Here is a 25,915-nt window from a genome sequence, read left to right as displayed (position 1 = left end):
CTGGAGGACGAAATGAGCGGAATACTGGAACGCAGCTTCAAGGTGCTGGAACATCTGGCGGAGCATCCCGAGGGGTGCGCGCTGTCGGCGTTGGCCAGCGAATTGCAGATTCCATTGAGTGCATCGCACCGATTGCTCGCGGAGCTCATCCGCTGCGGCTACGTGCGGCAGGAGGCGCGCGACGGCCACTACGTGCTGACCATCAAGCTGGTCTCGATCAGCCTGTCGTTCCTCAGCCGCTCGGGCATCGTCGACATCGCGCAGCCGCTGCTCGACCAGCTGGCCTCGACCTCGGGCGAGCTCGTGCGCCTGGCGGTGGTCGACGGCGAAGACCTGACCTTCGTTGCCAAGGCGCAGGGCGCTACGCACGGCCTTCGCTACGACCCCGACATGGGCCTGTCGGTGGCGCTTTCGTGCAGCGCGGCGGGGCATGCGTGGTTGTCGACCATGGGCGAGGACGACGCGATGGCGCTCGTCGCCAAGAAGGGGCTGGGCAAGCCCGAGGACTACGGCCCCAAGGCCCCCACGTCGCTCAAGGCCGTGATGGCTTTCGTGAAGGCGGCGCGCCAGCGCGGCTTCAGCATGATCAACGAGGTGTTCGCCCCCGCGATGACCGCCATGGCCGCGCCCGTGTTCGGCGCCGACGGCACGGCGATCGGGGTCGTCACCATCGCGGGCCCGTCGGTGCGGCTCACGCCGCAGCGCATGGAGGCGCTGGGACCGGCGCTGTGTCAGGCCGCCGAGGAGGTGGCTCGCGCCAGCGGGGCCTCGGCGTTGTTCAAGAAGAGGGCGTAGGCCCAGCCGTTTGCACCATCCCCAAAAAAGAGAAGGAGACATCACCATGAAGACGAAGCATTCGAAGCGCACCCTCTTGTTGGCCGCCGTGGCGGCGGCCCTCGCGTTCGCGGCCCCTGGTGCGTTCGCGCAGCTCAAGGAGCGCACCATCAAGTTCGCGTTCCAGAACCAGGCCGGCCATCCGCAGGCGCAGGGTGCGCAGAAGTTCGCCGACCTCGTGGCCGCGAAGTCGGGCGGCAAGATCACCGTGAAGCTGTTCCCCGGCGGCACGCTGGGCGGCGACCTGCAGACCGTGTCGGCACTGCAGGGCGGCACGGTGGAGATGACCGTGCTCAACGCCGGCATCCTGTCGGCGCAGGTGAAGGAGTTCGCGGCCTACGACTTCCCGTTCCTCTTCAACAGCGGCAAGGAAGCCGACGTCGTCACCGACGGCCCCTTCGGCCAGAAGCTGATGGCCAAGCTGGAGGACAAGGCGCTGCACGGCCTGGGCTACTGGGACCTGGGCTTTCGCAACCTGACGAACAGCAAGCGCCCGATCGTCAAGGCCGACGACATCGCGGGGTTGAAGATCCGCGTGATCCAGTCGCCGATCTACATCGACATGTTCAGCGCGCTGGGCGCCAACGCTACGCCGCTGCCGTTCCCCGAGCTGTACCCCGCGCTCGACCAGAAGGCGGTCGACGGCCAGGAGAACCCGAACACGACCATCCTGTCGTCCAAGTTCGCGGAAGTGCAGAAGTACATCACGCAGACTCGCCACATCTACAACCCGCAGGCGCTGCTGATCAGCCGCAAGACCTGGGACGGCATGAGTGCGGACGAAAAGAAGATCGTCAACGAGGCCGCCGCGGAGGCGACCACGTTCCAGCGCCAGGCCTCGCGTGGCGCCGCCGACAGCGCGCTCGATGCGCTCAAGAAGGCCGGCATGACGGTCTCTGAACTGCCGCCCGAAGAGATGGCGAAGCTGCGCGCCAAGGTGAAGCCGGTGATCGACAAGTACACGGCCTCGGTCGGCGAGGCCACCGTCAAGGAACTGATGGCGGAGATCGAGAAGGCGCGCAAGTAGCAGGCGGGCGCGCCCTGGATCCGGGGCGCCTGGCCTTCATCGTCCACGGTTCCCGGTCAGAGCTCGCGGTAGTCCCGGATGCGCGCGCGTGCGAGCTGCTGCGCCGCTGCAATGGCCGCCGGATCGGCCGCGGCCGCATCGGGCAGCCAGTGGAAGGCGTCCGGGCCGTGGCACAGCAGCAGGCCGTCCTTGAAGCGGCGGGCCTTGGTGTAGGCCTCCCAGCCGTGGCGCACCTCGCTGTGGCGGCCCCGTGCGTGGGAGCCGCTCTCCGACAGCGAGAAGTCGATCTCGTCGTTGTAGAAGGGGCTCTGCCTGAAGCGATGGAGGGCCAGCCGGGCGATGGCCGGCGCGCTCAGCAGCAGCGCGATGCCGACCGCGAAAACGACCGCCAGGACGGGAAACTCTTCGTAGACGCACACGGCCAGGGCCAGGGCGAACAGCAGCGCCAACGGCCACTTGAACCGGACCCACCAGACCTGCTGCAGGTTGCGCAGGAAGCCGGTGAGCACATGCGCCTGCGAGAACTGGAAGCGGTAGCTGATCTGCATCTTTGAATTCCGAAGCGGGCCGTGCGGGAGGGCACGCGGGGCGGGATTCTGACCGCTTTTGCGGGCGCCGTGGTGCGCCCCCCGGCGATGTTCCAAGTTGGGGCCTCACCAAGCTGCGCGCCCCAAACAACGCACCTTGCTAGGGCTTTGCGCCTCAATTTGGTTCTCCGATCCGGCAAAATGCAGGATTCGCATAAGGTTATGCACCGTTTTGGAAAACAGAGGATTGATTGGAATGAAGCACGCATCCGTCGGGGGGTTCCTCGCACACGTCGCACAACGCAACCCCGGACAGCCCGAGTACCTGCAGGCCGTGACCGAAGTGATGGAGAGCCTGTGGCCCTACATCGAGAAGCACCCCAAGTACACGAGCCACAGCCTGCTGGAGCGGCTGGTCGAGCCTGAGCGCGTGATCATGTTCCGCGTGTCCTGGGTGGACGACCACGGCGAGGTGCAGGTCAACCGCGGTTTCCGCATCCAGCACAGCCTGGCCATCGGCCCCTACAAGGGCGGCATGCGCTTCCACCCCTCGGTGAACCTGTCGATCCTCAAATTCCTGGCCTTCGAGCAGACCTTCAAGAACGCGCTGACCACGCTGCCCATGGGCGGCGGCAAGGGCGGTGCCGACTTCGACCCCAAGGGCAAGAGCCAGGGCGAAGTGATGCGCTTCTGCCAAGCCCTCGTGACCGAGCTGTTCCGCCACGTGGGCTCCGACACCGACGTGCCGGCGGGCGACGTGGGCGTGGGTGGGCGCGAGGTCGGCTTCATGGCCGGCATGGTCAAGAAGCTCACCAACCGCGCCGACTGCGTGTTCACCGGCAAGGGCCTGAGCTTCGGCGGCTCGCTCATTCGCCCTGAAGCCACCGGCTACGGCAACGTCTACTTCGCGCAGGAAATGCTCAAGCGCAAGGGCCGCAGCTTCGACGGCCTGCGCGTGAGCGTGTCGGGCGCGGGCAACGTGGCGCAGTACACCATCGAGAAGGCCATGGCGCTGGGCGCCAAGGTGGTCACCGTGTCCGACTCGAGCGGCACCGTGGTCGACGAGGACGGCTTCACGCCCGAGAAGCTGGCCGTGCTGATGGACGTGAAGAACCACCTCTACGGCCGCGTGAGCGACTACGCCGAGCGCACCGGCACCCGCTTCGTGGCCGGCGCCACGCCGTGGCACGTGCCAGTCGACGTGGCGCTGCCCAGCGCCACGCAGAACGAGCTCAATGAGGAAGACGCGCGCACGCTGGTGAAGAACGGCGTGGTGTGCGTGGCCGAAGGCGCCAACATGCCCTCGACCATCGAGGCCGTGAAGGTGCTCGAAGGCCACGGCGTGCTGTACGCGCCGGGCAAGGCCAGCAACGCGGGCGGCGTGGCCACGTCGGGCCTGGAGATGAGCCAGAACGCGGCCCGGCTGTCATGGACGCGCGACGAGGTCGATGCGCGCCTGCTGCAGATCATGCAGGGCATCCACGAGTCGTGCCTGCACTACGGTTCGCGCGCCGACGGCAGCGTGAGCTACGTGGATGGCGCGAACATCGCCGGCTTCGTGCGCGTGGCCGATGCGATGCTGGCGCAGGGCGTGGTCTGAGCGTTGCCCGAGCGGACGTGGCACCTCAGAGTTCGATGAACGAAGAGGTCGCCTTGTTCAGGGCCAGGCGGCCCTTCGCGGTGATCGATTCCACCTGGGCCAGCTGATGGATCGCGCGCTCGTCGGGCGCGTGCTCCGACGGCGGAATGAAGGCAGTCACGAGGTCGGCGGCACGCAGCACGCGCAGCCTGTCGATGTCTGCGGGCGTGTGGAGGACGTATGGCAATTTCTGCTCGGCGAGGGTCCGAAGAAATTCCATGGACATGGGTCGTCTCCTTGTGTTGAGGGGAGGGCGGTTCGGACATTGTGCGCACAAACAATTAGCGCTGTCTAAACCCTGCGCCGCGCATGCCTTTCGAGGCGTGTACCGAAGTTTCCAGTTCTTTCTGCGAGCGCGAAGGACGTGCCACTTTGTTTCTGGCCGTAGCCATGCTTTCGGCCAGCGTGGCGGGGTCCATGCATTCGCCGGCGGCCCAGGTCTGGCGCAAGGTGGTGCGCAGGTCGGTCAGGTCGCGCCGCTGCGCGCGCAGGCCGGCCATGAGCTGGTCGATTTCGCGCACGCGGCCGTCGAGCCGTTCGAGCAGGTCGTCCCCCGAAAAGACCTCGCAGCCTGCGAAGGCGCTGCGCAGGCTGTCCAGCGAGAAGCCGAGGTTCTGCGCGATCTGGATCAGCTGCAACCGCTTGAGCGCGGCCTCGGTGTAGACGCGGTACCCATTGGCGCCGCGCTCGGGCGCGGGCAGCAGGCCGCTTTGCTCGTAGAAGCGGATGGCCGAGGGCGCCATGCCGGTCTTGTCTGCCAGTTCACCGATCTTCATATCGCTTGACCTTCAAGTTGGCTTGAATCTTAGCATCGGGTTTTTCCACTCCACCACCCGGTCCTCATCGTGAACTCCTCGCCGCTTTTCCTGCCGCTGACCCTGCCCAACGGGAGCGTCCTGCCCAACCGCCTGGCCAAGGCCGCCATGGAGGAAAACATGGCCGACGCCGGGCAGTTGCCCGGCGCGGCGCTGCACGACCTGTACCGCGTCTGGGCGCAGGGCGGGGCGGGCCTGATCCTCACGGGCAACGTGATGATCGACGGCCGCGCGCTCACCGGCCCGGGCGGCGTCGTGCTCGAAGTCGACACGCCACTCGAGCGCTTCAGCGAATGGGCCGCGGCCGCGCGCAGCGGCGGCGCGCAGGTGTGGATGCAGATCAACCATCCGGGCCGGCAGGTGCAGAGCAACATGGGCGGCACGGCCTGGGCGCCGTCGTCGGTGGCGCTCGATCTGGGCAAGCACAGCAAGCTTTTCGTGCAACCCAAGGCGATGAGCGAGGCGGAGATCGCCGAGACCGTCGACCGCTTCGCCGCCACGGCGCAGGCGGCCGAGCGCGCGGGCTTCACCGGCGTGCAGGTGCATGCGGCGCACGGCTACCTGCTCTCGCAGTTCCTGTCGCCGCTGACCAACCAGCGCGCCGACGCCTGGGGCGGCAGCCTCGAGAACCGCGCGCGCATTCTGCTCGACGTGGTGCGTGCCGTGCGGGCCCGCGTGGCGCGCGGCTTCGCCGTGGCCGTCAAGCTCAACTCCGCCGACTTCCAGCGCGGCGGCTTCTCGGAGAATGATGCGAAGCAGGTCATCCGCTGGCTCAACGACGAGGCCGTGGACCTGGTCGAACTGTCGGGCGGCAGCTACGAGAGCCCGGCGATGCAGGGGCGCACCGCCGACGGCCGCGCGCTGGCGCGCGAGGCCTACTTCCTGGAGTTCGCCCGGGAGCTGGCCGCCGAGGCGCGCATGCCGGTCATGACCACGGGCGGCATCGTGCGCCGCGCCGTCGCCGAACGGGTGCTGGGAGAAGGCGTCGCCGTGGTGGGCATGGCCACCGCATTGGCCGTGGCGCCCGACCTGCCCGCACGCTGGCGCGCGGGCGAAGACGCGGCGGCGCAGAGCCCGCAGGTCGACTGGAAGGACCAGGTCATGGCCGCGCTGGCGCGCATGGCGCTGGTGAAGCGCCGGCTGCGCACGCTGCGTCCGGGCCGCAACAGCGCGCCCGCGCACTCGCCGTTCCTGACTTTGGTGCTCGATCAGCTGCGCACGAAGCGGCTGACGAAGCGCTACCGGCGCTGGCTGGGAGCGCGCGCGGCGTGAGCCGCCGCTATCGATTGGCCGGTTGAATGGGCCAGGCGGTGGTGTCGGGCCGCAGCAGGTGCCAGACCACGGGCGCGATGCCTTCGAAGGTGGCGCGGTAGCGGTCGGACAGCCGGTTCTCGTCGGTCACGTCGCGGATCACGATGCCGTCGATGCGCTGCGGATGCGCGCGGAACACCTGCGCGTAGATCTCGGGGTCGGCCTCGCCCGAATCGCCCACGAGCAAGAAGCGGCGCTGCGGAAATTCGGCCAGCAACCGCTCGATCACGCCGAGCTTGTGCGCGCGCGATTCTTCGCCGCTGGGGATCAGCGTGCGCCACGTCGTGCTTTCGCGCAGGTGCATGCTGCCGGCGGGAAAGTCGGCGTCGCGAATGAAGTCGGTGAGCGCGGGGTACAGCTGGATCGGGCTGCCCGAGAGGTAGTGAAAGCGCGTGCCGGGCGCCTGCGCCAGCGCGCGGTAGTACGCCGCCATGCCTGGCGCGGCCTCGAAGCGGCGCGCGAAGGTGTTCAGCAGCATCTCGCGCCGGTCGCGCACCTGCGTGCGCTTGATGGTGTCGTCGATGTCCGAGATGACCGACACGCCCTGCGCCGGCACGATCTGCGCACGGCCGCGAAAGCGCGGCAGCAGCTCGCCCGGGCCGGTCACGCCATGGAAGGGCAGCCACTCCTGCGACGCCGGGATGTGCGAGGCCTCGACGACCGCGCGCAGGTTGCTGCGGCCGTCGGCGCCCGTGGGCGGCATCGTGAGGCGCGTGGCCGAGCCGTCGAAGACGACGTCGATCACCTTGTCTTCTTCCGACTCGGCATGGAACAGCGCGGTGCGCTGGCTGAAGCGCAGCCGCGCGGCCGGCGTGAGCTTCTTCAGGTTCATGCCGAGGTAGCGCGCGAGCGCGGCGTCCAGGCCCCAGCGGTGCTCGCGCTCGAACACCCAGGCATGCACGTCGACCTCGAGCCGGCCGTCGGCCGTGGGGCGCGCAGTGCCGGGCATGAACAGCGCCTCTTCGTCCGACTCCAGCGGCCCCGCGGCCTGCAGGGCCTGCAGCGGCGCGAGGCCTGCGAGCAGGGCGGCACCGGCCAGCACGGTGCGACGCGACAGTTGTGGCGAGGTACCGGGCGCGCGGTGCTTGATCGTCATGCAGTGACGCGTTCGTAGGTCACGAAGCTGAAGGGCAGGCCGTCCTTGGCCGAGACGTGCGACTCGCGCTGCGTCTCGCGCCACACGGCGGCGTCGAGCACGGGGGCGTGCGCGTCGCCTTCGTAGTCGCGTGCGATCTCGGTGACCACCGCGCGCTGGGCCAGCGGCTCGGCTTCGGCGTAGATCTGTGCGCCGCCGATCACCCAGACTTCGGGTGAGTCCGACGGCGTGCACAGCGACAGCGCATCGGGCAGGCTGCCGACCGCTTGCGCGCCTTCGGCCTGCCAATCGGCTTGTCGCGTGACCACGATGTTCCGGCGGCCCGGCAGCGGGCGAAAGCGCGGCGGCAGCGAGTCCCAGGTCTTGCGGCCCATCACCACGGGCGCGCCTGCGGTCTGCTGCTTGAAGTGCGCCATGTCCTCGGGCAGGTGCCAGGGGATGGTGTTGTTCGCGCCGATCACGCCGTTGGCGGCGCGCGCGAAGATCAGGTTGATGCGGGGCGTGGCGGCGCTCATCGCGTTCACACCGCCACCGGCGCCTTGATCGGGTCGCCGTGCCTGTAGTCCAGCACTTCGAAGTCTTCGTACTGGTAGTCGAAGATCGAATCGGGCTTGCGCTTGATGTTCAGCGTGGGGTAGGGGAAGGGCGTGCGGCTGAGTTGCAGCTTCACCTGCTCGGCGTGGTTGCTGTAGATGTGGCAGTCGCCGCCGGTCCAGATGAAGTCGCCCACGTCGAGGTCGCACTGCTGCGCGACCATGTGCGTGAGCAGCGCGTAGCTCGCGATGTTGAAGGGCACGCCCAGGAAGATGTCGGCGCTGCGCTGGTAGAGCTGGCAGCTGAGCTTGCCGCGCTCGCCTTCGGCCTGCGGCGGCGCCACGTAGAACTGGAAGAAGGCGTGGCAGGGCATGAGCGCCATCTTCGACAGCTCGGCCACGTTCCAGGCGCTCACGATGATGCGGCGCGAGTCGGGGTTGGTCTTCAGCGTCTTGATGACGTCGGAGATCTGGTCGATGTGGCCGCCGTCGGGCGTGGGCCAGCTGCGCCACTGCACGCCGTACACCGGGCCCAGGTCGCCGTCTTCGCGCGCCCATTCGTCCCAGATGGTGACGCCGCGCTCCTTGAGCCAGTTGTTGTTGCTGGAGCCGGTCAGGAACCACAGCAGTTCCTGGATGATGGACTTGAGGTGAACCTTCTTCGTGGTCACCAGCGGAAAGCCTTCGTTCAGGTCGAAGCGCATCTGGTGGCCGAACACGCTCTTGGTGCCCGTGCCCGTGCGGTCGCTCTTGAACACGCCGTGCGTGTCGACGTGGCGCATGAAATCTTCGTACTGGGAGCGGACGGGGCGGGCAGGGAGGGTCATGTTGGGAATTTTACGGGGCGGCGCTAGCATCGGCCGATGACCGGCCATGACCACTCCCACGACCATTCCCACGACCACAGCGAACTCGGCGAGATGGACCTGCGGGTGCGCGCCCTCGAAAGCGTGCTCACGCAAAAAGGCTACATCGACCCCGCCGCGCTCGATGCGCTGATCGACACCTACCAGACCCGCATCGGCCCGCGCAACGGCGCACGGGTGGTGGCGCGGGCCTGGGTCGACCGCAAGTTCCATGAATGGCTGATGGCCGACGCCACGGCGGCCATCGCCTCGCTGGGCTATACGGGCCGCCAGGGCGAACACATGGTGGCCGTGGCCAACACCGACGAGCAGCACCACATGGTCGTCTGCACCCTGTGCAGCTGCTACCCCTGGCCCGTGCTCGGCCTGCCGCCCACCTGGTACAAGAGCGCGCCGTACCGCTCGCGCGCCGTGAAAGACCCGCGCGGCGTGCTGGCCGATTTCGGCACCACCTTGCCCGAGACCACGCGCATCCGCGTCTGGGACTCGACCGCCGAGGTGCGCTACCTCGTGATCCCGCAGCGCCCGGCGGGCACCGAGGGCTGGAGCGAAGACGAACTCGCCGCGCTGGTCTCGCGCGATTCGATGATCGGCACGCGCGTGGTCGAGGCGCCGTCGGCAAGGAGCACGACATGACCTACACGACCCACGCCGACCTCGGCGGGCAACCCGGCTTCGGCTCTGTCACGCCCGAGCCCGAGGGCGAGCTGTTCCACGGCGCTTGGGAGCCGCGCGCGCTGGCGCTCACGCTGGCCATGGGCGCGACCGGCTCCTGGAACATCGACACCAGCCGCGCCGCGCGCGAGACGCTGCCCGATTACCGCGACCTGAGCTACTACCAGATCTGGCTCGGCGCGCTGGAGCAGCTCATGCTGCAGCGCGGCCAGGTCTTCGCGGACGAGATCGCGTCCGGGCAGATGCACCATCCGGCCGCGCCGGTGGCCCGCGTGCTGCAGGCCGCGAACGTGCCCGCCGTGCTCGCCAAGGGCTCGGGCACCGAGCGCCCTGCATCGGCGCCCGCGCGCTTTGCGGTCGGCCAGGCCGTGCGCATGCACCTTGGCCGCGTCGACCACCACACGCGCCTGCCGGGCTACGTGCAGGGCAAGCGCGGCACGATCGAGCACATCCACGGCGCGCACGTGTTCGCCGATGCGAATGCGCAGGGCCTGGGCGAGCAGCCGCAATGGCTCTACACCGTGGTCTTCGATGAAGCCGAACTGTGGGGCGACGACGCGCCGCGCCAGAACCTCGCGGTGTCGGTCGATGCGTGGGAAAGCTACCTGGAGCCCACGGCATGAAGGCGAACGACATGCCGCCGCTCGCACTCGCTCCTGGCATGCCGCGCGATGCCGACGGACCGGTGTTCAGGGAACCGTGGGAGGCGCAGGCCTTCGCGATGACGCTCGCGCTGCACGAGCGTGGGCTGTTCAGCTGGGTCGAATGGGCCGAGGCATTGGCCACCCAGATCAGCGCCGCGCAGGCCGCGGGCGACCCGGACACGGGCGACACCTACTACCGCCACTGGCTCGCCGCGCTCGAAGGCCTCGTGGCCCGCAAGGGCGCGAGTTCCGGCGATGAGCTGGCCCGCTACCGCCACGCCTGGGACCACGCGGCGGAGCGCACGCCGCATGGCCAGCCGATCGAGCTGCGCGGCGAGGATTTTTCTGGCTAGACCCGGATCACGCGCCCCGGGTTCAGGATGTTCTTCGGATCGAGCCCGCGCTTGATCGCCCGCATCATCTCCAGCGCCACCGGCGACTTGTGCTTCTCGAGCTTGTCGACCTTGAGCGAGCCCACGCCATGCTCGGCCGAGAACGAGCCGCCGAACTGCTCGACCGCGTCGTAGACCAGCGTGTTGATGCGCTCTTCCTCGTTCTTCAAAAACGCTTTGGTGTCGATGTTCTCGGGCGCCTGCACGTTGTAGTGCAGGTTGCCGTCGCCAAGGTGGCCGAAGTTGACCAGCCGCACGCCGGCGATCTCGCGTTTCAGCAGAGCGTCGGTGGCTTCCACGAAGGCGGGAATGCGCGACACGGGGATCGAGATGTCGTGCTTGATGTTCAGCCCTTCCTCTGCCTGCGCGAGCGGAATGCTCTCGCGGATGTGCCAGAGCTGGTGCGCCTGCGTGAGGTTCTCGGCCACCACCGCGTCGGTCACGCAGCCGTCTTCGAAGGCGGTTTCGAGCAGCGCCTCGAAGCGCGCGCGGGCGTGGTCTTCGGACTCGCTGTCGGAGTTCTCGAGCAGCACGCAGTAGGGCACCGCCTCGTCGTGGATGAAGGGCACGCGCAGCTGCGGCATGTGCTTGTCGACCAGGCTCAGCGCGAACTTGCCCATCACCTCGAAGCCCGTGAGGCCCGAGCCCAGGTGCTTGTGCGCCAGGCCCAGCAGCGTGACCGCGTGGTCGAGCGAGGGCACGGCGGCCCAGGCTGTGAGCTGCGCGGCGGGCAGCGGGTACAGCTTCATGGTGGCGGCGGTGATGACGCCCAGCGTGCCTTCGCTGCCGACGATCAGGTCGCGCAGGTCGTAGCCCGTGTTGTCCTTGCGCAGGCCGCTCGTGCCTTCCCAGATCTCGCCCTGCGGCGTGACCACTTCCAGGCCCAGGCACAGGTCGCGCGTGTTGCCGTAGCGCACGACCTGCGTGCCGCCCGCGTTGGTCGCCAGGTTGCCGCCGATGGTGCAGCTGCCTTCGGCCGCGAGGCTCAGGGGGAACAGGTAGCCGGCCTTCTCGGCCGTTTCTTGCAGCGTTTGCAGGATGCAGCCCGCCTCGACGGTCATCGTGAGGTTGGCGGCGTCGATGTTGCGGATGGCGTTCAGGCGCTGCAGGCTCAGCACCACCTGCGTGCCGCTGTCGTCGGGAATGGAGCCGACCGCCAGGCCGGTGTTGCCGCCCTGCGGAATGACGGCCGTGCCGGCCGCGGCGCAGGCCTTGACCACGTCGGCCACCTGCTGCGCATTGGCCGGGCGCACCACGGCGAGCGACTTGCCGCGCGCGCGCTTGCGCCAGTCCTGCTCGTAGGCCGCGAGGTCGCCCTCGGTCAGCACGTGCGTAGCGCCGACGATGGCGCGCAGTTGGTCGATGAGGGAAGAAGAGGTGGTCATTGGGCGGAAGCCTCCAGGGGATGGGCAGCAGCAGCGGCGGCAGCGGCCTTGGCGTGGCGCAGGCGAAGGCGCACATGCCACGCGCAGGCCGCGAAGAGCACGAGGCACAGCAGCACCTCGACGAGCGCGAGGATTTGTCCCACGCCGTTGGTGTCGCTCCAGGCGCGCACCACGCCTTCGGTGAAGTAGAGCCAGATCATCAGGCTGACCCAGCGGTAGGTGTACATGCGGTTCTTGTAGAGCCCCGCGAGCGGAATGACCAGCGGCAGCACCTTGAGCGCGAGCAGCGAGCCACCCGGGCGCAGCGGCGCCAGCCACAACTCCCAGGCCAGGCCCAGCACGATCAGGCCGACGAGGCTGCCCACGGCGGCCCATCGGGTGGCGCGGACGGAAGAGGGAGGAAGCGGCTGGTTGGCATTCATGAGCGGGATACCGCGGAACCGGCTTTGCCGGGCCGCTGGTATCGCCCCCGGTGAGGGGGTTGGCGCAGCGACACGAAGTGCGCGGAGACTGGGGGAGAGTTCAACTCCTATGATACCGGCCATGAATCGTCGGCAGCTTTGGAGGGATCTTTCGCGCTTTCCTTGGCGCAACACCGCAGCGGTACTGGGCGAGCGTTTCCGCGAAGACCGCCTTGGCCTCACGGCCAGCAGCCTGACCTTCACCACGACCATCGCCATGGTGCCGTTCTTCACGGTGGCGCTCGCGCTGTTCACCGTGTTCCCGATGTTCGCCACCATGCAGGGCCGCCTGCAGCGCTGGCTGATCGAGAGCCTGATTCCCGACAACATCGCGCGCCAGGTGCTGGGCTACCTGAACCAATTCGCGAGCAAGGCCAGCGGCCTCGGCATCGCGGGCCTGGTGGTGCTGCTGATCACCGCCATCGCGCTGATCCTCACCATCGACAAGACGCTCAACAACATCTGGCGCGTGCGCACGCCGCGGCCGTTGGCGCAGCGTGTGCTGATCTACTGGGCGACCATCACGCTGGGGCCGCTGATCCTTGCGGTGAGCCTGTCGACCACCTCGTACGTGTTCGCCGCTTCGCGCGACGTGGTGGGCGGAGGCATCGTCAAGCTGGCCTTCGACACCCTGGAATTCCTGCTGCTCGCGGCCGGCATGGCCGGCCTGTACCACTACGTGCCGAACACCACGGTGCGCTGGTCGCATGCCTGGGCCGGCGGCCTCTTCGTGGCGGCCGCCATCGAGATCGCCAAGCGCGTGCTGGGCTACTACCTGAGCCTGGTGCCGACCTATTCGGTGCTGTACGGCGCCTTCGCCACCTTCCCGATCCTGCTGGTGTGGATCTACGTGGCCTGGGTGATCGTGCTGCTGGGCGCCGTCATCGCGGCCTACCTGCCGAGCCTGCTGACGGGCGTGGCGCGCCGGGGCGGCGCGGCGGGCTGGCCGATGCAGCTCGCGATGGAGGTGCTGCAGCACCTGGCGCGCGCACAGGCCACGCCGGCCAAGGGCATGGGCGCGAGCGAACTGCTGACGCGCATGCGCGTCGACGGGCTGCAACTGGCGCCGGTGATCGACACGCTGGTGCGGCTCGACTGGATCGCGCCGCTGGCCGAGGAACCCGCCAACCAGGACCCGCGCTACGTGCTGCTGGCCGACCCATCGACGCCCATCGAACCGTTGCTGCGCGAGCTGCTGATGCCGCGCGCCGAGCCGCTCGAAGACCTGTGGCAGAAGGGCCCGCTGCGCACGCTGCGGCTGGGCGACGTGCTATTGATCTAGGAGCGCCCTGGCGTTCGGGTCGTCAGATCTTGACGCGGCCGGCCCAGATGTCCCGGTACATCGTCCAGTCGCCCATGAAGGAGTACAGCGGGCGCTTGAACGAGGCCGGCTTGTTCTTCTCGAAGCCGAAGTGCCCGACCCAGGCGAAGCCGTAGCCCGCCACCAGCCCGGCCAGCAGCCACCACGGATTGAGCGTGACCACCAGGGCCACGAGGCACAGCAGCGAAATCGTCGAGCCCGCGAAATGCAGCCGCCGGCAGGTGACGTTGGCGTGCTCGGTCAGATAGAAGGGATAGAACTCGGCAAAGCTGGTGAAGCGGCGCGGATCGACCGTGGCCGGAGCGGTGGGGGTGGAGGTGTTCATCATGGGTCTCCTGCGCCCCGCAGGGGCTTTGTTGATAATAGCCACGACCCCGCGGCCGCACCACCCGGGTTCGCCATCCCACCTTCGCCGTATCCACCTTGAGCGCTGTTCCCGTCGTCCCCGTCGATTCTTCCGCCGATGCCAACGCGTTGTGGGTCGTCTGCCTGTGCGCCGAATGGTGCGGCACCTGCCGCGACTACCGGCCGCTGCTGGTCGAGCTGGCAAAGGCGCACCCGCAGTTCCGCTTCGCCTGGGTCGACATCGAGGACCACGCCGAGATCGCCGACGCCTTCGACGTCGAGACCTTCCCGACCCTGCTGGTGGCGGGCGCCGACGGCACGCGCTTTCTCGGTCCGCTGCTGCCGCACATCGAAACGCTGTCGCGCCTGCTCGGCGCGCTGCAGCCGCCGCAGCCTTCCAGCCTCGACGTCGACCTGCTGCTGGCCGTGCTCGAGAAAAAGCCCGCGGCCTTCGCGGTCTGACCTCTTCGGAGCTTCCCTCCCATGAACATCCTGATCTTTGGCGCCACCGGCATGGTGGGGCAGGGCGTGCTGCGCGAGTGCCTGCTGGCGCCCGACGTGGAACGCGTGGTGGCCGTGGGACGCAGCGCCACCGGGCAGCAGCATCCCAAGCTGCAGGACCTGGTGCACACCGACATGTACGACTACCGCGCCATCGAGTCGCAGCTGACGGGCTTCGACGCCTGCTTCTTCTGCCTGGGCGTGTCGTCGGTCGGCATGAAGGAGCCGGAGTACAAGCGCATCACCTACGACCTGACGATCGCAGCCGCCACCGTGCTGGCGCGGCTCAACCCGGGCATGACCTTCACCTACGTGACGGGCGCGGGCACCGACAGCAGCGAGCGCGGCGAACGCATGTGGGCGCGCGTGAAGGGCGCGACCGAGAACGCGCTGATGCGCCTGCCGTTTCGCGCGTCCTACATGTTCCGGCCCGGGATGACCCAGCCGCTGCACGGCGTGCGCTCGAAGACGCCGTTGTACGACGCCGCGATCGTGGTGCTCAAGCCCGTGCTCGGGCTGGCCCACCGCTGGTGGCCCGACCGCGTGACCACCACCGAGAAGGTGGGCCGCGCGATGCTCGCGGTGGCGCGCCGGGGCGCACGCAAGGTGCTGCTCGATCCGGCGGACATCAACGCGCTGGGCAGCTAGGCCGCCCAGCGTTCGTCGCAGCTTTTCAGCCCGCGACGAAGTCGCGCAACGCGAACAGCACCTCGTCCGGCGCCTCGCTCATCAGCGCGTGGCCGGCATGCACCGTCACCACCTTGGCATTGCGCGCCTTGCCCACCAGCGCCTTGGTGGCGCGCGGCGGCGTCATCTGGTCGGCGTCGCCCAGGAGGAACAGCACGGGGCACTGCACCTTCTCCATCGCGGCTTCGCCGTTCGCGTAGTCGTTGCAGGCCTTGAAGCCGATGTGGAACACGTTGGCCTCGCGGTTGCTCGCGAGCACGCGGCGCATCAGCGCGCGCGAGCTGCCGTACAGCCACGTGCCCGGGCCGAGCGACGAAGGCGGCGGCGCCAGCAGCGAGTGCGAGAAGGTGTTGACCATGGCAATGGCGCGCTGCGGATCGCTCACCGAGCTTTCGAGCAGCGCGGGCGACACCACCATCGGGTAGGCCGTGCCGACCATCGCGAGCTGCGTGATGCGCTCGGGCGCGCGCGCCGCGGTTTCGAGCGCGATCAGCGAGCCGAAGCTGTGGCCGACCAGCGCGGCCTTCTGCACGCCGGCCGCGTCGAGCAGCGCGATGACGAACTGCGCCGCCTCTTCCACGCTGGCCGGCGGTGCGCCGGCGCTCTTGCAGTGGCCGGGCAGGTCGACCGCCAGCACGTTCCAGCCGTGGTTGGCGAACCAGCGGCTTTGCAAAATCCACACGCTGTGGTCGTTGAGCACGCCGTGGATGAACACCACCGTGGGCTTGGCCGCGTCGAAGGGCTTGCCGGCGGTGTAGCAGTAGGTGTCGTGGCCGTTGACGGTGTAGTTCATCTCAGGCACCCGCCTTTTCCGCGGCCTTCAGCGCGCGCTTGAGGTCGTCGATCAGGTCGGCCGGATCTTCCAGGCCGATCGAGAGGCGAATGGTGCCCTGCGAGATGCCCGCACCCGCCAGCGCCTCGTCGGTCATGCGGAAGTGCGTGGTGCTGGCCGGGTGGATCACCAGGCTGCGGCAGTCGCCCACGTTGGCCAGGTGGCTGAACAGCTTGAGCGCCTCGATGAAGGCTTTGCCCTGCGCGCGGCTGCCCTTGATGTCGAAGCTGAACACCGCGCCGGCACCGCGCGCGCCGTGGCGCAGCAGCTTCTGCGCGAGCGCGTGGCTCGGGTGCGACTCGATCAGCGGATGTCCCACACGGGACACGAACGGATGGCTGGCCAGGAACTCGACCACCTTCTGCGTGTTGTCGATGTGGCGTTCCATGCGCAGCGGCAGCGTCTCGATGCCCTGCAGGATGAGCCACGCCGTGTGCGGGCTCATCGAGGCGCCGAAGTCGCGCAGGCCTTCGCGGCGCGCGCGCAGCAGGAACGCGCCCACGGTGCTTTCCTCGCTGAACACCATGTTGTGGAAGCCGTCGTAGGCCTGCGTGAGCTCGGCGAACTTGCCCGACTTCTCCCAGTCGAAGCTGCCGCCGTCGACCACCACGCCGCCGATGACGGTGCCGTGGCCCGACAGGAACTTGGTGGCCGAGTGGTAGACCAGGTCGGCGCCCCAGTCGAAGGGCTTGATGAGGTAGGGCGAGGTGAGCGTGGAGTCGACCAGCAGCGGCACGCCGGCTTCGTGGGCGATGTCGCTCACGGCGGGAATGTCGAGCACATCCAGGCCCGGGTTGCCCACGGTCTCGCCGAAGAAGAGCTTGGTCTCGGGGCGCACCGCGGCGCGCCAGGCGTCGAGGTCGCCGGGCTTCACGAAGGTGGTCTCGATGCCGAAGCGGCGCATCGTGTAGTGCAGCAGGTTCTGCGAGCCGCCGTACAGCGCGGTGCTGGCGACGATGTGCGAGCCCGCGCCCATCAGCGTGGCCACCGACAGGTGCAGCGCCGCCTGGCCGCTGGCCGTGGCGATGGCGCCGATGCCGCCTTCGAGCGCGGACACGCGCTGCTCCAGCACCGCGTTGGTCGGGTTGCTGATGCGCGAGTAGACGTGGCCTGCACGCTCCAGGTTGAAGAGCGCGGCGGCGTGGTCGCTGGATTCGAAGACGAAGGAGGTCGTCAGGTGGATGGGAACGGCCCGCGCGCCGGTGGTGGGGTCGGGGGCGGCGCCGGCGTGCAGCGCGAGGGTGTCGAAACCGGGGTCGGAATAACCGGGCATGAAGGCCTTTCTGTTGTCTCTTCGCAATGCCCCGTGACACCGGCAATGCTTGCACAGGCGACAGGGGCGTTCGGGTCGGCGTCGATTGTGGGCTATATTCAAATCGGCACGACGCCGAGAACGACGAATCCCCGAGAGGAGCACCACCATGAAAGTCAGCGACATTCTTCGCGTCAAGGGCAACACGCTCTTCACCACCACGCCCGACGACCCGCTGGCGGAAGCCGCCAAGACCATGGCGGACAAGGACATCGGTTCGCTGGTGGTCATGGAGCACGGCGACCTGGTCGGCATGCTCACCTTCCGTGAAGTGATCGTGGCGGTCGTCAACAACGGCGGCCAGGTCGGGACCACGCTGGTGCGCAAGGCCATGGACGACGCGCCCGTCACCTGCACGCTCGAAACCGACCTCGACGAAATCCGCCGCATCATGCTGGAGCGTCACGCGCGCTACATGCCCGTGATGGACAAGCGCATGCTCATGGGCGTGATCAGCTTCTACGACGTGGCCAAGGCCGTGGTCGACGCGCAGAACTTCGAGAACAAGATGCTCAAGGCCTACATCCGCGACTGGCCGGAAGACGAGAGCAACGAAAAGGCCGGCTGAGCCTTTTCAGCCAGCCATGGCCGACTGACCGCTACTCTTTGATGTTGGCGGTTTGCACGATCTTCTGGTTGCGTGCGTATTCGGCCTGCACGAACTTCCCGAACGCCTCCGGCGTTCCGCTGCCCGGCAACGCGCCTTGCTCCGCCAGCTTGGCGCGCACGCCTTCCTCCTGCAGCACCGCATTCAGTTCCTGGTTGAGTCGTGCCACCACGGCCGGCGGCGTTTTCGCGGGCGCGAAGATGCCGGTCCAGCTCACCATGTCGTAGCCCTTGAGGCCGGGCATCTCGTTGAAGGTGGGCACCTGCGCGAGCGCCGGCAGGCGCTGGCTGCCGGTGATGCCCAGGGCCTTCAGGCGCTTGCCGTTCACGTGCGGGATGGCGCTGGTGCTCACCAGCATCGCGAGGTCGACCTGGTCGCCGATCACGTCGGTGGCGATCTGCGCACCGCCGCGGTAGGGCACGTGGGTCACGAAGATGCCGCTGCGTTCCTTGAGCAGTTCCATCGCCAGCTGCAGCACGGTGCCCACGCCCGAGGTGGCGTAGTTGTAGTGGCCGGGCTGGGCCTTGGCGAGCTTCACGAAGTCGGCGTAGCTGCGCACGTCCAGGCCGGGGCGCGCCACCAGCACCATCGGCGCGGTGTTGAGCAGGCCGACGGGCGCCAGGTCTTTGAGCGGATCGAAGCGGAAGGCCGAGGGGTTGACCAGCCGGCCGATGGCGATGGCGCTGTCGGGGCCGACCACCAGCGTGTAGCCGTCGGGCGCCGCGCTCACGGCCTTGGCCACGCCGATGGCGCCGCCCGCGCCACTCACGTTCTCGATCACGACCGACTGCTTGAGTCGCTCGCCCAGGCGCTGCGCCACGAGACGGGCGTTGACGTCCACGCTGCCGCCGGCCGTGTAGGGCACGATCAGCGTGAGGGGCTTGGCGGCGGGCCAGGCGGGTTGCGCGAGGGCACCGGTGGGCAGGGCGGCGCAGAGTGCGGCGGCAGCGAGGATCAGGCGGCGGTTCGTGGTCATGGCGGGTTCATCCGGGGAAGGGAGTGGCGGAAGGCGTGGGTTCAGAGGCGAGGCGGGCGCGCAGCGCGTCGAAGTCGGCGCTCCATTCGGCGCGCCACTGGCGGCGCTGCGTGTCGTCGATCCAGGCGCCGTCCAGGCCGTTGTGCATGAAGCCGCGCAGGTCGTCCAGGCCGAAGCCGAAGTCGCGCACCATCATCAGCCAGGCGCCCGTGGGCGTGACCTGGTGCAGCGTCGGGTCGTCGGTGTTCGGGTGGATGCGCAGGCCCAGGCCGGGCATGCGGCGGATCGGGTGGTCCAGCGCCCAGCGCTCGGGCGGCAGCGTGCGCAGGTAGTAGGAGTTGGTCGGCACGACGGTGAAGATCACGCCGCGATCCGCACACTGGCGCGCGAAGTCGGGCTGGTCGACCACCGTGTAGCCGTGGTCGATGCGGTCGACCTGCAGCAGCTCGAGCGCCGTGCGCACGTTGGTCCAGGGCATGCCGAACTCGCCGGCGTGCGCGGTGGTCTTGAGGCCGGCCTTTTTCGCATCGGCATACGCGCGCGCGAACAGTTCGGGAGGCCGGTCGTTCTCGCGGTAGTCGATGCCGATGCCGATCACCTCGTCGCAGCGATGCGCCTTGACCCACTCGACCATCTCCACCGCCGCCTCGGCACTGGCCTCGCGATCGATGGCGGCAATGAGCCGCCCGGTGATGCCGAACGCCTGCTGCGCATCGTGGATTGCGCGGACGATGGCGCCCTGCGCGAGCGGGTACGCAATGCCCGAGCCGTGGACCGTGCCGGTCGGGTTCCAGAAGAACTCGGCGTAGCGCACCTGGTGCGAAGCCGCGTCCTGCAGGTATTCGAGGGTGAGTTGGTACAGGTCGTCGGCGCTGCGCACCAGCTGGGCGTCGAGCGCGCGCAGCACGCGCAGCACGCCCACGGGCTTTTCGCCGCGCGTGTAGAAGCCGTCGATTTCCGCGTCGGCCAGCGGCGCACCGGCGCGCCGGTTGAGCTGGCGGAAGGTGTCGTGGCGCACGGTGCCGAAGAGATGGCAGTGCAGCTCCACCTTGGGAATCGCGCGCAGCATCGCTTCGAGCGTGAAAGGAGCGGCGGCGGGCGCAGGCGCGGCAAGGGTCATGCGGCGCAGTCTAGGCAGTGCGTGCTCATAAGGAAAATTTTGAATTTCTATAATTTGATTCATTGAATCGATAACCAGGACGCCCATGGCCGCCTTGCCCCTGCGTGCGCTCACGCTGCGCCAGCTGCAGTGTTTCTCGGTGCTGGTCGAGGAAGGGCACTTCGGCCGCGCGGCGCGCCGCCTCGCCATCACGCAGCCCGCGCTGAGCAACGCGATCAAGCAGATGGAAAAGCTGCTCGGCGCCGAGCTGCTGACCCGCTCCACTCACCGGCTCGAACTCACGCCCGTCGGCGCCGAGGTGCTGGCGCGCACCGACTTCCTGGTCCACACCTTCGAGGTGGCGCTGCGCGACATCGAAAGCACGGTGCAGCGCGGCCGGGCCTACGTGCGGGTGGGCGTGATCCCCTCGGCCAGCGCGCGTGTCGCGGCGGCGGCGGCCGGCTTCCTGCAGCAGCGCGCCGAGGTGGAACTGGCCTGGCGCGACGCGCCCTCCACGGTGCTGCTGGCCGAGCTGCGCAGCGGCCAGCTCGACATGGCCGTGGCCGCGATCACCGAGCCGCCGGGCGGCCTGGAGTGCATCGACCTGTTCCGCGACCCGCTGGTGCTCGTGGTGCGCAGCGACCACGCACTGGCGGCGGCCGGCGAGGCGCGCTGGGAGGCCATCGGCAGCGAGCGCCTCGTGCTGTTCGAAAGCGGCAGCATGCCGGCGCTGGGCGACCCGGCGCGCGCGCAGTTCGCGCAGGGCGCGCAGCCGTACCGCGTGAGCTATTCCGAAACGCTCTATGCATTGGTGCGCAGCGGGCAGGCGCTGGGGCTGATGCCGCAGCTGTACACCTCGTCGCTGCGCGACCCCGAGCTGGCCGTGGTGCCGCTGTCGGTGCCGCGCATCGAGCGGCGCGTGGTGCTGGCCTACCTGCCGGGGCCGATGCGCAACGTGGCGGCGCAGGAGCTCATCGGGTTCCTGCGCGAGCGGTTGCCGCAGGCTTAGGCCACCTCGAGCATTGCCATGCGCGTTTCGCTGCTGAAACGCTCCAGCGTCCAGCCTTCGCCGAGCATGAACATGCGCGTGTGCAGCTGCGACAGCGTGTCGCCGTCCACTTCGTCGCCCAGGTAGCTCAGCCGTTTCTCGCGCAAGTCGACAAAGCCCGTCGTGTAGTCGCGCCCCAGGCGCAGCCACAGCGCGTGGGCGCCCGGCGACTGGCGCGCGCCGCTCATCAGGCACATGCCGCTGCCCAGTGCCCAGCGGTACACGGCCGTGGCCAGCCCGCGCCGCTGGTAGGCGGGGTCGTACTGCGAATGCGGCGCGCGGATGTGGCGGTCGGCGCGGCGGTCGAGCTCGATGAGGCGGTTGAACACGGTGTAGCCGACCAGCCGCTGGTGGCGCACGTCCTCGATGTACACGTAGGTCTCGCCGTCGGCCTCGCGAAAGCGCGCGCGCAGGTCGGGTTCGTCCAGGCGCAGCGCGGGCAGGTCCTGCACCCGGTCGCCCATGGCGCGCATGCGCTCGTACACCGGCGTCAGCGGCTCGCTCGGGCGACCCTTCTTCGGATCGACGTCGATGCGCAGCTCGGCCGGCCGCAGCAGGCGGCGGCGCAGCGCGTCGAACGACAGCCACGCGGGCCAAGGCGGCAGGGCAGGCGAAGGCGAAAAAGGAACGGAAGGGGAGCAGGCAAGAGCCACCACGGGGAAATCCTCACGACGAAACACGACAGCGAAGCGGGCGAGGTCCTTCCGCGCGGCACGGGGCCGGAGGCGGGAAGAAGGTCGGACGCTGGGGGAAGTGGTGCGTCGCCCGGGCGGATCAAAGCCAGGACGCGCGACCGCGCGGGGCGGGTGCCCGACGGTCGATGTGCGCTGAAGAGAAAAGGAGGCTGACCGCCGGGCTCAGGGATGTGCGAGGGTCTGCTGCGACCTCGCCGTCATCGCCGCGGGTGCGCGTACGCGCGCGTCGCCCGGGGCCGCAGAGGCCGCCGCGCGATCGAAACCGGGGATGAAAACCATGACGTTCATAGGGTCGATTGTAGGAAGCCGGGGGTGTTCGGGCAACCAAAGCCCCCGCGGTCTCTGCCAGATTGAACGCGGGTTGCGCTCAGTGCAGTTCGTCGGCCGCGTGGATCGTCTCGCGCACGCGCGGGTAGATCTGCGTGTTCCATTTGCTGCCGCTGAACACGCCGTAGTGCCCCACGCCGGCCTGCAGGTGGTGCGTCTTGAGGTAGGGGCGGATGCTGCTGCACAGGTCTTGCGCGGCCACGGTCTGGCCGACCGCGCAGATGTCGTCGCGCTCGCCTTCCACCGTGAGCAGCGCGGTGCGCCGGATCGCTGCGGGGTTCACGGTGCGCCCGGCCACGGTGAGCACGCCGCGCGGCAGGTCGTAGGTCTGGAACACGCGCTCGACGGTCTCCAGGTAGAACTCGGCCGGCAGGTCGTTCACCGCCAGGTACTCGTCGTAGAACTCGGCGATGGTGCGGGCCTTGTCGAGCTCGCCCTCGACCAGCAGGCGCTCCATGTCCTCGAACTGCTTCTTGTGGCGCTCGGGGTTCATGCTCATGAAGGCCGTGAGCTGCAGGAAGCCCGGGTACACGCGCCGCATCGCGCCCGCATGCGGCCACGGCACGTGGTTGATGAGGTTGCGGCGGAACCAGTCGATGGGCCGGTCGGTCGCGAGTTTGTTCACGGCGGTCGGGTTGATGCGGCAATCGACCGGCCCCGCCATCAGCGTGAGGCTGCGCGGCGTGGCCGGGTGGTCGTCTTCCGCCATGAGCGCGGTCGCAGCCAGCGCGGCCACGCAGGGCTGGCACACGGCCACCATGTGCGCGCCCGGGCCCACGGCCTCGACGAAGCGCATCAGCTGCAGCGTGTAGTCGTCCAGCCCGAAGCGGCCCTGCCACAGCGGCACGTCGCGCGCGTTGTGCCAGTCGGTCAGGTACACGTCGTGGTCGCGCAGCAGGGTGCGCACGGTTTCGCGCAGCAGCGTGGCGAAATGGCCCGACAGTGGTGCGACCAGCAGCACGCGCGGGTGCACCGCTTCGGTGTGCGCCTTGCGAAAGTGCAACAGCGTCCCGAAAGGCGAGACCAGCGCAACCTCTTCGTGCACGGGCACGTCGGTGCCGTCGACCACCACGCTGTCGATGCCGTAGGCCGGCCGCGTGTGGGTGAGCCGCATGCGCGAGAAGACCTCGCAGCGCGCGGCCATGCGCCGCAGCGCGGTGCGCTCGGTGCCGTCCTGCCAGAGGGCGCGGCCCAGGTACTGCGCGGTGAGCCGCCATGGCGAGAGCAGGTCGGCCTGGTTCTGATAAGCGCGGTACAGCATGCACGGGTTGCAGGCAAGTTGCGGGCCAACTGTGTGGCACGGCGCTTGCACACAGCACGCATCGTCCAAGGAGTGTCGCGATGGCCAAACCCGTTCTCACGATCAGCAGCAAGAACTACGGCGCCTGGGCGCTGCGCGGCTGGCTGATGTGCAGGCTCGCGGGGCTGGACTTCAGCGAGAAGGTCATCCCGCCCGACGACCCGGCCATGAAGGCCGAGATGCTGCTGCTGTCGTCGTCGATGCTGGTGCCTTCGCTGCAGCACGGCGGCATCAAGGTGTGGGACACGCTGGCCATCGGCGAGTACCTGAACGAGATCAAGCCCAAGGCCGGCCTGCTGCCCGCCGATGCCGCGGCGCGCGCGCACTGCCGCGCCATCTGCGGCGAGATGCACTCGGGCTTTGCCTCGATGCGCGGCGCGCTGCCGATGAACATCAAGGCCCGCTTCAAGAACTTCAAGGTGTGGTCGCGCGCGCAGGGCGACATCGACCGCATCGTCGCCATCTGGCGCGAGTGCCTGAAGGCCTACGGCGGCCCGTTCCTCTTCGGCAAGCAGCCCGGCATGGCCGACGCGATGTACGCGCCCGTGGTCACGCGCTTCCTGAGCTACGACGTGGCGCTGGACAGCGTGTGCGCCGCGTACTGCAAGCGCGTGATGGAGCTGCCCGCCATGAAGGAATGGGTGGCCGCCGCGCTGCAGGAGCCCGACGAGATCGACGAGCTCGACGCGGAGTTCTGACGCTTGTTCTTCAGGGGCCCGCGGGCGGCAGGCCGAGGTCGTCCTGCCGCAGCCGGCGCTCGATGCTCTGCGCGGCCTGCTGCAGGTCGCCCAGGTGCGCCGACACGATCTCGCGTTCGCTCTTCACCGCCGGCAGCCATGCGCAGCTGAGGCAGCCCACCACCTGCTCGCCCAGCCGCACCGGCACCGACACCGCGCCGAAGCGGTCGGGGGAATCGAGGCTGGTGGAGGTGGGGTCGCGCGCCGCGTAGCCCTGGTCGCGCGCATGCGCCACCATGCGGCGGATGCTGTCGGGGCGCCGCGCGCCGCGGTCGAAGTCGTTGGGTGAACGCGCCAGTGCGGCAACGATTTCTCGCCGTTCATCCTCGGGGCAGAACGCAAGGTAGCAGCGCCCGAGCGACGACAACAGCATCGGCGGACGAAAGCCCAGCGCGCGGTAGTTCACCGCGAGGCCGTTGCGCGGCCGGTCGGTGTCGAGGATGAGCATCGCCGTGCCGTCGCGCACGCCCAGGTCGATCGGCCACGGCACCAGCCGCTGCAGCGTGGCGCGCGGCGACGCCGCCAGGGCCGTGAGCCGCGTGCGCCACGCTGCTGCAGCGCCCGACTGGCCGGTGGCTGAGGTGGGCACGTAGCGTTTCTCCAGCTCGTTGCGTTCCACCCATCCGGCCTGCTGCAGCGTCTTCAGGATGCGCAGCAGCGTGGCCTTTGACATGCCGGTCTGCCGGTGCAGCTCCTGCAGCGTGACGGCCGACGAACGCTGGATGGCCAGCATCACGTCGAGCCCGCGGCGCAGGGCGTCGATCGACTTCACGCTGTGCGCGCCGCTGGTGTCCGACATGCCGCCTCCAAAGAAAAAAGGTTCACTCAGTGAAACTATATCTTCTGGCCGCGCGGCGCCATTCCTACAGTCCGACGACACCCCCACGTCGTCTCACCGAGAAGGAAAGCGCAAGATGTTCCACCAACGAAACATGGTCCGTGCCGCTGCAGGAGCCATTCTTTTGCTGTGCGCCGCGACAGCGGCGCTGGCGCAATCGTGGCCCGCGAAGCCGATCACCCTGGTCGTCGCCTACCCGGCCGGCGGCGACACCGACGCCATCGCGCGCACCTACGCCGAGAAGCTCGCGCAGCGCCTGGGCCAGCCGGTGCTGGTCGACAACCGCCCCGGCGCGAGCGGCATGATCGGCAACGCCTGGGTCGCGAAGGCGCCGGCCGACGGCTACACGCTGCTCTTCACGCCCAGCACCTTCCCCATCGCGCAGCACGTGCTCAAGGCCGGCCCGGGCGTGGCGCACGACGTGGTGAAAGACTTCACCCCCATCGTCAAGACCGGCAACATCCCGGTGCTGATGGTCACGGCGCCCACGAGCGGCATCCAGACCGTGGCGCAGCTCGTGGCCGGCGCCAAGGCCGGCAAGGCCTTCACCTACGGCACGCCGGGCGCGGGCTCGCCGATGCACATCGCGGGCGAGCTCTTCAACAAGGACGCCGGCGTGGCCATTGCACATGCGCCGTACCGCGGCGTGGCGCCGGTGGTCAACGACACGCTGGGCGGCCACGTGAGCGTGGGCTGGATCACGCCCGGCGCGGTGGCGGGCCACATCGCCGCCGGCAAGCTGGTGCCGCTGGCCGTGGCCGAGCGCCAGCGCACGAAGCTCATGCCCAACGTGCCCACCTTCCTGGAGCTGGGCTACCGCGACATGGACGTGAGCGCCTGGATGGGCCTGCTCGGCCCGAAGGCGATGCCGGCCGAGGTCGTGCAGACGCTCAACCGCCACGTCAACGAGATCCTGAAGATGCCCGACGTGCAGGCCCGCATGGCCGCGCTGGGCATCGAGCCCGTGGGCGGCGAGCCGGCCGTGCTGGCCCGCCAGATCGCCGACGACGACCAGCGCTTCGGCAAGCTGGTGCGCGAGTTCGGCATCCGCGCCGACTGACGACACACACACCCGCAGACAAGGA

30 protein-coding genes are annotated in these 25,915 nt (G+C 68.8%); 14 read left to right on the top strand and 16 right to left on the bottom strand.

Translation table 11 applies throughout. From position 1 onward, the window contains the following. Window positions 1-12 precede the first annotated feature (12 nt). The gene (locus AC1RLW_RS10215; protein ID WP_062476577.1) at window positions 13-795 is read left to right on the top strand and encodes an IclR family transcriptional regulator; all 783 of its coding nucleotides are present in this window, start codon (window positions 13-15) and stop codon (window positions 793-795) included. Between the two features lie 46 nt (window positions 796-841). Further along, window positions 842-1,861 (top strand): TRAP transporter substrate-binding protein, encoded by a 1,020-nt coding sequence (locus AC1RLW_RS10210; protein ID WP_390345354.1) that lies wholly within the window; start codon window positions 842-844, stop codon window positions 1,859-1,861. Window positions 1,862-1,917: 56 nt separating this feature from the next. Here AC1RLW_RS10210 and AC1RLW_RS10205 read toward each other — a convergent pair whose 3' ends face one another. Continuing rightward, window positions 1,918-2,409, bottom strand: a complete 492-nt coding sequence (locus tag AC1RLW_RS10205) for a hypothetical protein (RefSeq protein ID WP_493192950.1) — start codon at window positions 2,407-2,409, stop codon at window positions 1,918-1,920. A gap of 235 nt (window positions 2,410-2,644) precedes the next feature. Between AC1RLW_RS10205 and gdhA the strand changes: the two genes are divergently transcribed. Continuing rightward, window positions 2,645-3,988 (top strand): NADP-specific glutamate dehydrogenase, encoded by a 1,344-nt coding sequence (gene gdhA / locus AC1RLW_RS10200; RefSeq protein ID WP_493192949.1) that lies wholly within the window; start codon window positions 2,645-2,647, stop codon window positions 3,986-3,988. Window positions 3,989-4,013: 25 nt separating this feature from the next. On the opposite strand, the gene AC1RLW_RS10195 is transcribed toward gdhA, so the two are convergent. Together AC1RLW_RS10195 and AC1RLW_RS10190 are read right to left on the bottom strand one after the other, a co-directional pair. Beyond that, entirely contained in the window at window positions 4,014-4,253 is a 240-nt protein-coding gene (locus tag AC1RLW_RS10195) for a hypothetical protein (RefSeq protein WP_095951069.1), read from the bottom strand. A 55-nt stretch (window positions 4,254-4,308) separates the two neighbouring features. After that, window positions 4,309-4,803 (bottom strand): MerR family transcriptional regulator, encoded by a 495-nt coding sequence (locus AC1RLW_RS10190; protein ID WP_493192948.1) that lies wholly within the window; start codon window positions 4,801-4,803, stop codon window positions 4,309-4,311. A gap of 69 nt (window positions 4,804-4,872) precedes the next feature. Between AC1RLW_RS10190 and AC1RLW_RS10185 the strand changes: the two genes are divergently transcribed. Then, the gene (locus AC1RLW_RS10185; protein ID WP_493192947.1) at window positions 4,873-6,114 is read left to right on the top strand and encodes an NADH:flavin oxidoreductase/NADH oxidase family protein; all 1,242 of its coding nucleotides are present in this window, start codon (window positions 4,873-4,875) and stop codon (window positions 6,112-6,114) included. Window positions 6,115-6,121: 7 nt separating this feature from the next. On the opposite strand, the gene AC1RLW_RS10180 is transcribed toward AC1RLW_RS10185, so the two are convergent. From AC1RLW_RS10180 to AC1RLW_RS10170, 3 genes are read right to left on the bottom strand one after another with little or no spacing between them, the layout of a single operon-like run. Then, entirely contained in the window at window positions 6,122-7,249 is a 1,128-nt protein-coding gene (locus AC1RLW_RS10180; protein ID WP_493192946.1) for a phosphatidate phosphatase App1 family protein, read from the bottom strand. Further along, window positions 7,246-7,764 carry a dihydrofolate reductase gene (locus AC1RLW_RS10175; RefSeq protein WP_493193072.1) on the bottom strand — a complete coding sequence of 173 codons (519 nt, stop codon included), beginning with the start codon at window positions 7,762-7,764 and terminating at the stop codon, window positions 7,246-7,248. Before AC1RLW_RS10175 ends, AC1RLW_RS10180 begins: the two co-directional genes overlap by 4 nt. Window positions 7,765-7,769: 5 nt before the next feature. Further along, window positions 7,770-8,609, bottom strand: a complete 840-nt coding sequence (locus AC1RLW_RS10170; protein ID WP_390345343.1) for a thymidylate synthase — start codon at window positions 8,607-8,609, stop codon at window positions 7,770-7,772. 36 nt (window positions 8,610-8,645) lie between these two features. Between AC1RLW_RS10170 and nthA the strand changes: the two genes are divergently transcribed. Genes nthA through AC1RLW_RS10155 form a run of 3 tightly spaced genes read left to right on the top strand, consistent with a single transcriptional unit; the run spans window position 8,646 to window position 10,320 of the window. After that, a complete protein-coding gene (gene nthA / locus AC1RLW_RS10165) occupies window positions 8,646-9,284 on the top strand; it encodes a nitrile hydratase subunit alpha (protein WP_493192945.1) in 639 nt (212 codons plus the stop codon). Continuing rightward, a complete protein-coding gene (nthB, locus tag AC1RLW_RS10160; RefSeq protein ID WP_493192944.1) occupies window positions 9,281-9,946 on the top strand; it encodes a nitrile hydratase subunit beta in 666 nt (221 codons plus the stop codon). The genes nthA and nthB overlap by 4 nt, the downstream gene beginning before the upstream one ends. Further along, window positions 9,943-10,320 carry a nitrile hydratase accessory protein gene (locus AC1RLW_RS10155; protein WP_139705767.1) on the top strand — a complete coding sequence of 126 codons (378 nt, stop codon included), beginning with the start codon at window positions 9,943-9,945 and terminating at the stop codon, window positions 10,318-10,320. The genes nthB and AC1RLW_RS10155 overlap by 4 nt, the downstream gene beginning before the upstream one ends. Here the strand turns inward: AC1RLW_RS10155 and AC1RLW_RS10150 are convergent. After that, window positions 10,317-11,744 (bottom strand): FAD-binding oxidoreductase, encoded by a 1,428-nt coding sequence (locus AC1RLW_RS10150; protein ID WP_493192943.1) that lies wholly within the window; start codon window positions 11,742-11,744, stop codon window positions 10,317-10,319. The genes AC1RLW_RS10155 and AC1RLW_RS10150 overlap by 4 nt on opposite strands. Continuing rightward, window positions 11,741-12,166 carry a DUF2069 domain-containing protein gene (locus AC1RLW_RS10145; protein WP_493192942.1) on the bottom strand — a complete coding sequence of 142 codons (426 nt, stop codon included), beginning with the start codon at window positions 12,164-12,166 and terminating at the stop codon, window positions 11,741-11,743. The genes AC1RLW_RS10150 and AC1RLW_RS10145 overlap by 4 nt, the downstream gene beginning before the upstream one ends. A gap of 109 nt (window positions 12,167-12,275) precedes the next feature. Here AC1RLW_RS10145 and AC1RLW_RS10140 point away from each other — a divergent pair, with 109 nt between their 5' ends. Continuing rightward, window positions 12,276-13,487 carry a YihY family inner membrane protein gene (locus tag AC1RLW_RS10140; RefSeq protein ID WP_307637925.1) on the top strand — a complete coding sequence of 404 codons (1,212 nt, stop codon included), beginning with the start codon at window positions 12,276-12,278 and terminating at the stop codon, window positions 13,485-13,487. A gap of 22 nt (window positions 13,488-13,509) precedes the next feature. On the opposite strand, the gene AC1RLW_RS10135 is transcribed toward AC1RLW_RS10140, so the two are convergent. Then, window positions 13,510-13,854: an Mpo1-like protein gene (locus AC1RLW_RS10135; protein WP_493192941.1), complete on the bottom strand. Its 345-nt coding sequence runs from the start codon at window positions 13,852-13,854 to the stop codon at window positions 13,510-13,512. A gap of 95 nt (window positions 13,855-13,949) precedes the next feature. On the opposite strand from AC1RLW_RS10135, the gene AC1RLW_RS10130 reads away from it, so the two are divergent. Then, window positions 13,950-14,333, top strand: a complete 384-nt coding sequence (locus AC1RLW_RS10130; RefSeq protein WP_139705773.1) for a thioredoxin family protein — start codon at window positions 13,950-13,952, stop codon at window positions 14,331-14,333. 21 nt (window positions 14,334-14,354) lie between these two features. Then, on the top strand, window positions 14,355-15,020 hold the full coding sequence (locus AC1RLW_RS10125) for an NAD-dependent epimerase/dehydratase family protein (RefSeq protein ID WP_493192940.1): 666 nt from the start codon (window positions 14,355-14,357) through the stop codon (window positions 15,018-15,020). 25 nt (window positions 15,021-15,045) lie between these two features. On the opposite strand, the gene AC1RLW_RS10120 is transcribed toward AC1RLW_RS10125, so the two are convergent. Both AC1RLW_RS10120 and AC1RLW_RS10115 read right to left on the bottom strand, forming a co-directional pair. After that, window positions 15,046-15,852, bottom strand: a complete 807-nt coding sequence (locus AC1RLW_RS10120) for an alpha/beta fold hydrolase (RefSeq protein WP_070059720.1) — start codon at window positions 15,850-15,852, stop codon at window positions 15,046-15,048. A 1-nt stretch (window position 15,853) separates the two neighbouring features. Further along, window positions 15,854-17,164, bottom strand: coding sequence for an O-acetylhomoserine aminocarboxypropyltransferase (locus AC1RLW_RS10115; RefSeq protein WP_062476631.1), 1,311 nt, complete (start codon window positions 17,162-17,164; stop codon window positions 15,854-15,856). A gap of 148 nt (window positions 17,165-17,312) precedes the next feature. Between AC1RLW_RS10115 and AC1RLW_RS10110 the strand changes: the two genes are divergently transcribed. Further along, entirely contained in the window at window positions 17,313-17,771 is a 459-nt protein-coding gene (locus AC1RLW_RS10110; RefSeq protein ID WP_062476634.1) for a CBS domain-containing protein, read from the top strand. A gap of 31 nt (window positions 17,772-17,802) precedes the next feature. Here AC1RLW_RS10110 and AC1RLW_RS10105 read toward each other — a convergent pair whose 3' ends face one another. Both AC1RLW_RS10105 and AC1RLW_RS10100 read right to left on the bottom strand, forming a co-directional pair. Then, window positions 17,803-18,786 (bottom strand): Bug family tripartite tricarboxylate transporter substrate binding protein, encoded by a 984-nt coding sequence (locus tag AC1RLW_RS10105; protein WP_307694303.1) that lies wholly within the window; start codon window positions 18,784-18,786, stop codon window positions 17,803-17,805. Between the two features lie 7 nt (window positions 18,787-18,793). Then, window positions 18,794-19,906, bottom strand: a complete 1,113-nt coding sequence (locus AC1RLW_RS10100) for an adenosine deaminase family protein (RefSeq protein WP_493192939.1) — start codon at window positions 19,904-19,906, stop codon at window positions 18,794-18,796. Between the two features lie 85 nt (window positions 19,907-19,991). Between AC1RLW_RS10100 and AC1RLW_RS10095 the strand changes: the two genes are divergently transcribed. After that, on the top strand, window positions 19,992-20,894 hold the full coding sequence (locus AC1RLW_RS10095) for a LysR family transcriptional regulator (RefSeq protein WP_493192938.1): 903 nt from the start codon (window positions 19,992-19,994) through the stop codon (window positions 20,892-20,894). Here the strand turns inward: AC1RLW_RS10095 and AC1RLW_RS10090 are convergent. Continuing rightward, window positions 20,891-21,589 carry an N-acetyltransferase gene (locus AC1RLW_RS10090; RefSeq protein ID WP_493192937.1) on the bottom strand — a complete coding sequence of 233 codons (699 nt, stop codon included), beginning with the start codon at window positions 21,587-21,589 and terminating at the stop codon, window positions 20,891-20,893. The two genes, AC1RLW_RS10095 and AC1RLW_RS10090, sit on opposite strands and share 4 nt — an antisense overlap. A gap of 406 nt (window positions 21,590-21,995) precedes the next feature. Continuing rightward, on the bottom strand, window positions 21,996-23,216 hold the full coding sequence (locus tag AC1RLW_RS10085) for a polyhydroxyalkanoate depolymerase (protein WP_493192936.1): 1,221 nt from the start codon (window positions 23,214-23,216) through the stop codon (window positions 21,996-21,998). 80 nt (window positions 23,217-23,296) lie between these two features. Between AC1RLW_RS10085 and AC1RLW_RS10080 the strand changes: the two genes are divergently transcribed. Further along, window positions 23,297-23,953, top strand: a complete 657-nt coding sequence (locus AC1RLW_RS10080; protein WP_062476661.1) for a glutathione S-transferase — start codon at window positions 23,297-23,299, stop codon at window positions 23,951-23,953. A gap of 10 nt (window positions 23,954-23,963) precedes the next feature. Here the strand turns inward: AC1RLW_RS10080 and AC1RLW_RS10075 are convergent, their stop codons facing one another. Continuing rightward, complete coding sequence (locus AC1RLW_RS10075; protein ID WP_493192935.1) at window positions 23,964-24,791, bottom strand: helix-turn-helix domain-containing protein; 828 nt, start codon at window positions 24,789-24,791, stop codon at window positions 23,964-23,966. A 115-nt stretch (window positions 24,792-24,906) separates the two neighbouring features. Here AC1RLW_RS10075 and AC1RLW_RS10070 point away from each other — a divergent pair, with 115 nt between their 5' ends. Continuing rightward, window positions 24,907-25,890 (top strand): tripartite tricarboxylate transporter substrate binding protein, encoded by a 984-nt coding sequence (locus AC1RLW_RS10070; RefSeq protein WP_095744541.1) that lies wholly within the window; start codon window positions 24,907-24,909, stop codon window positions 25,888-25,890. Window positions 25,891-25,915 lie beyond the last annotated feature (25 nt).

It is taken from the genome of Variovorax sp. GW822-FHT04A09 (genome assembly GCF_058801005.1).
This window is presented reverse-complemented; position numbering and strand designations above follow the sequence as displayed.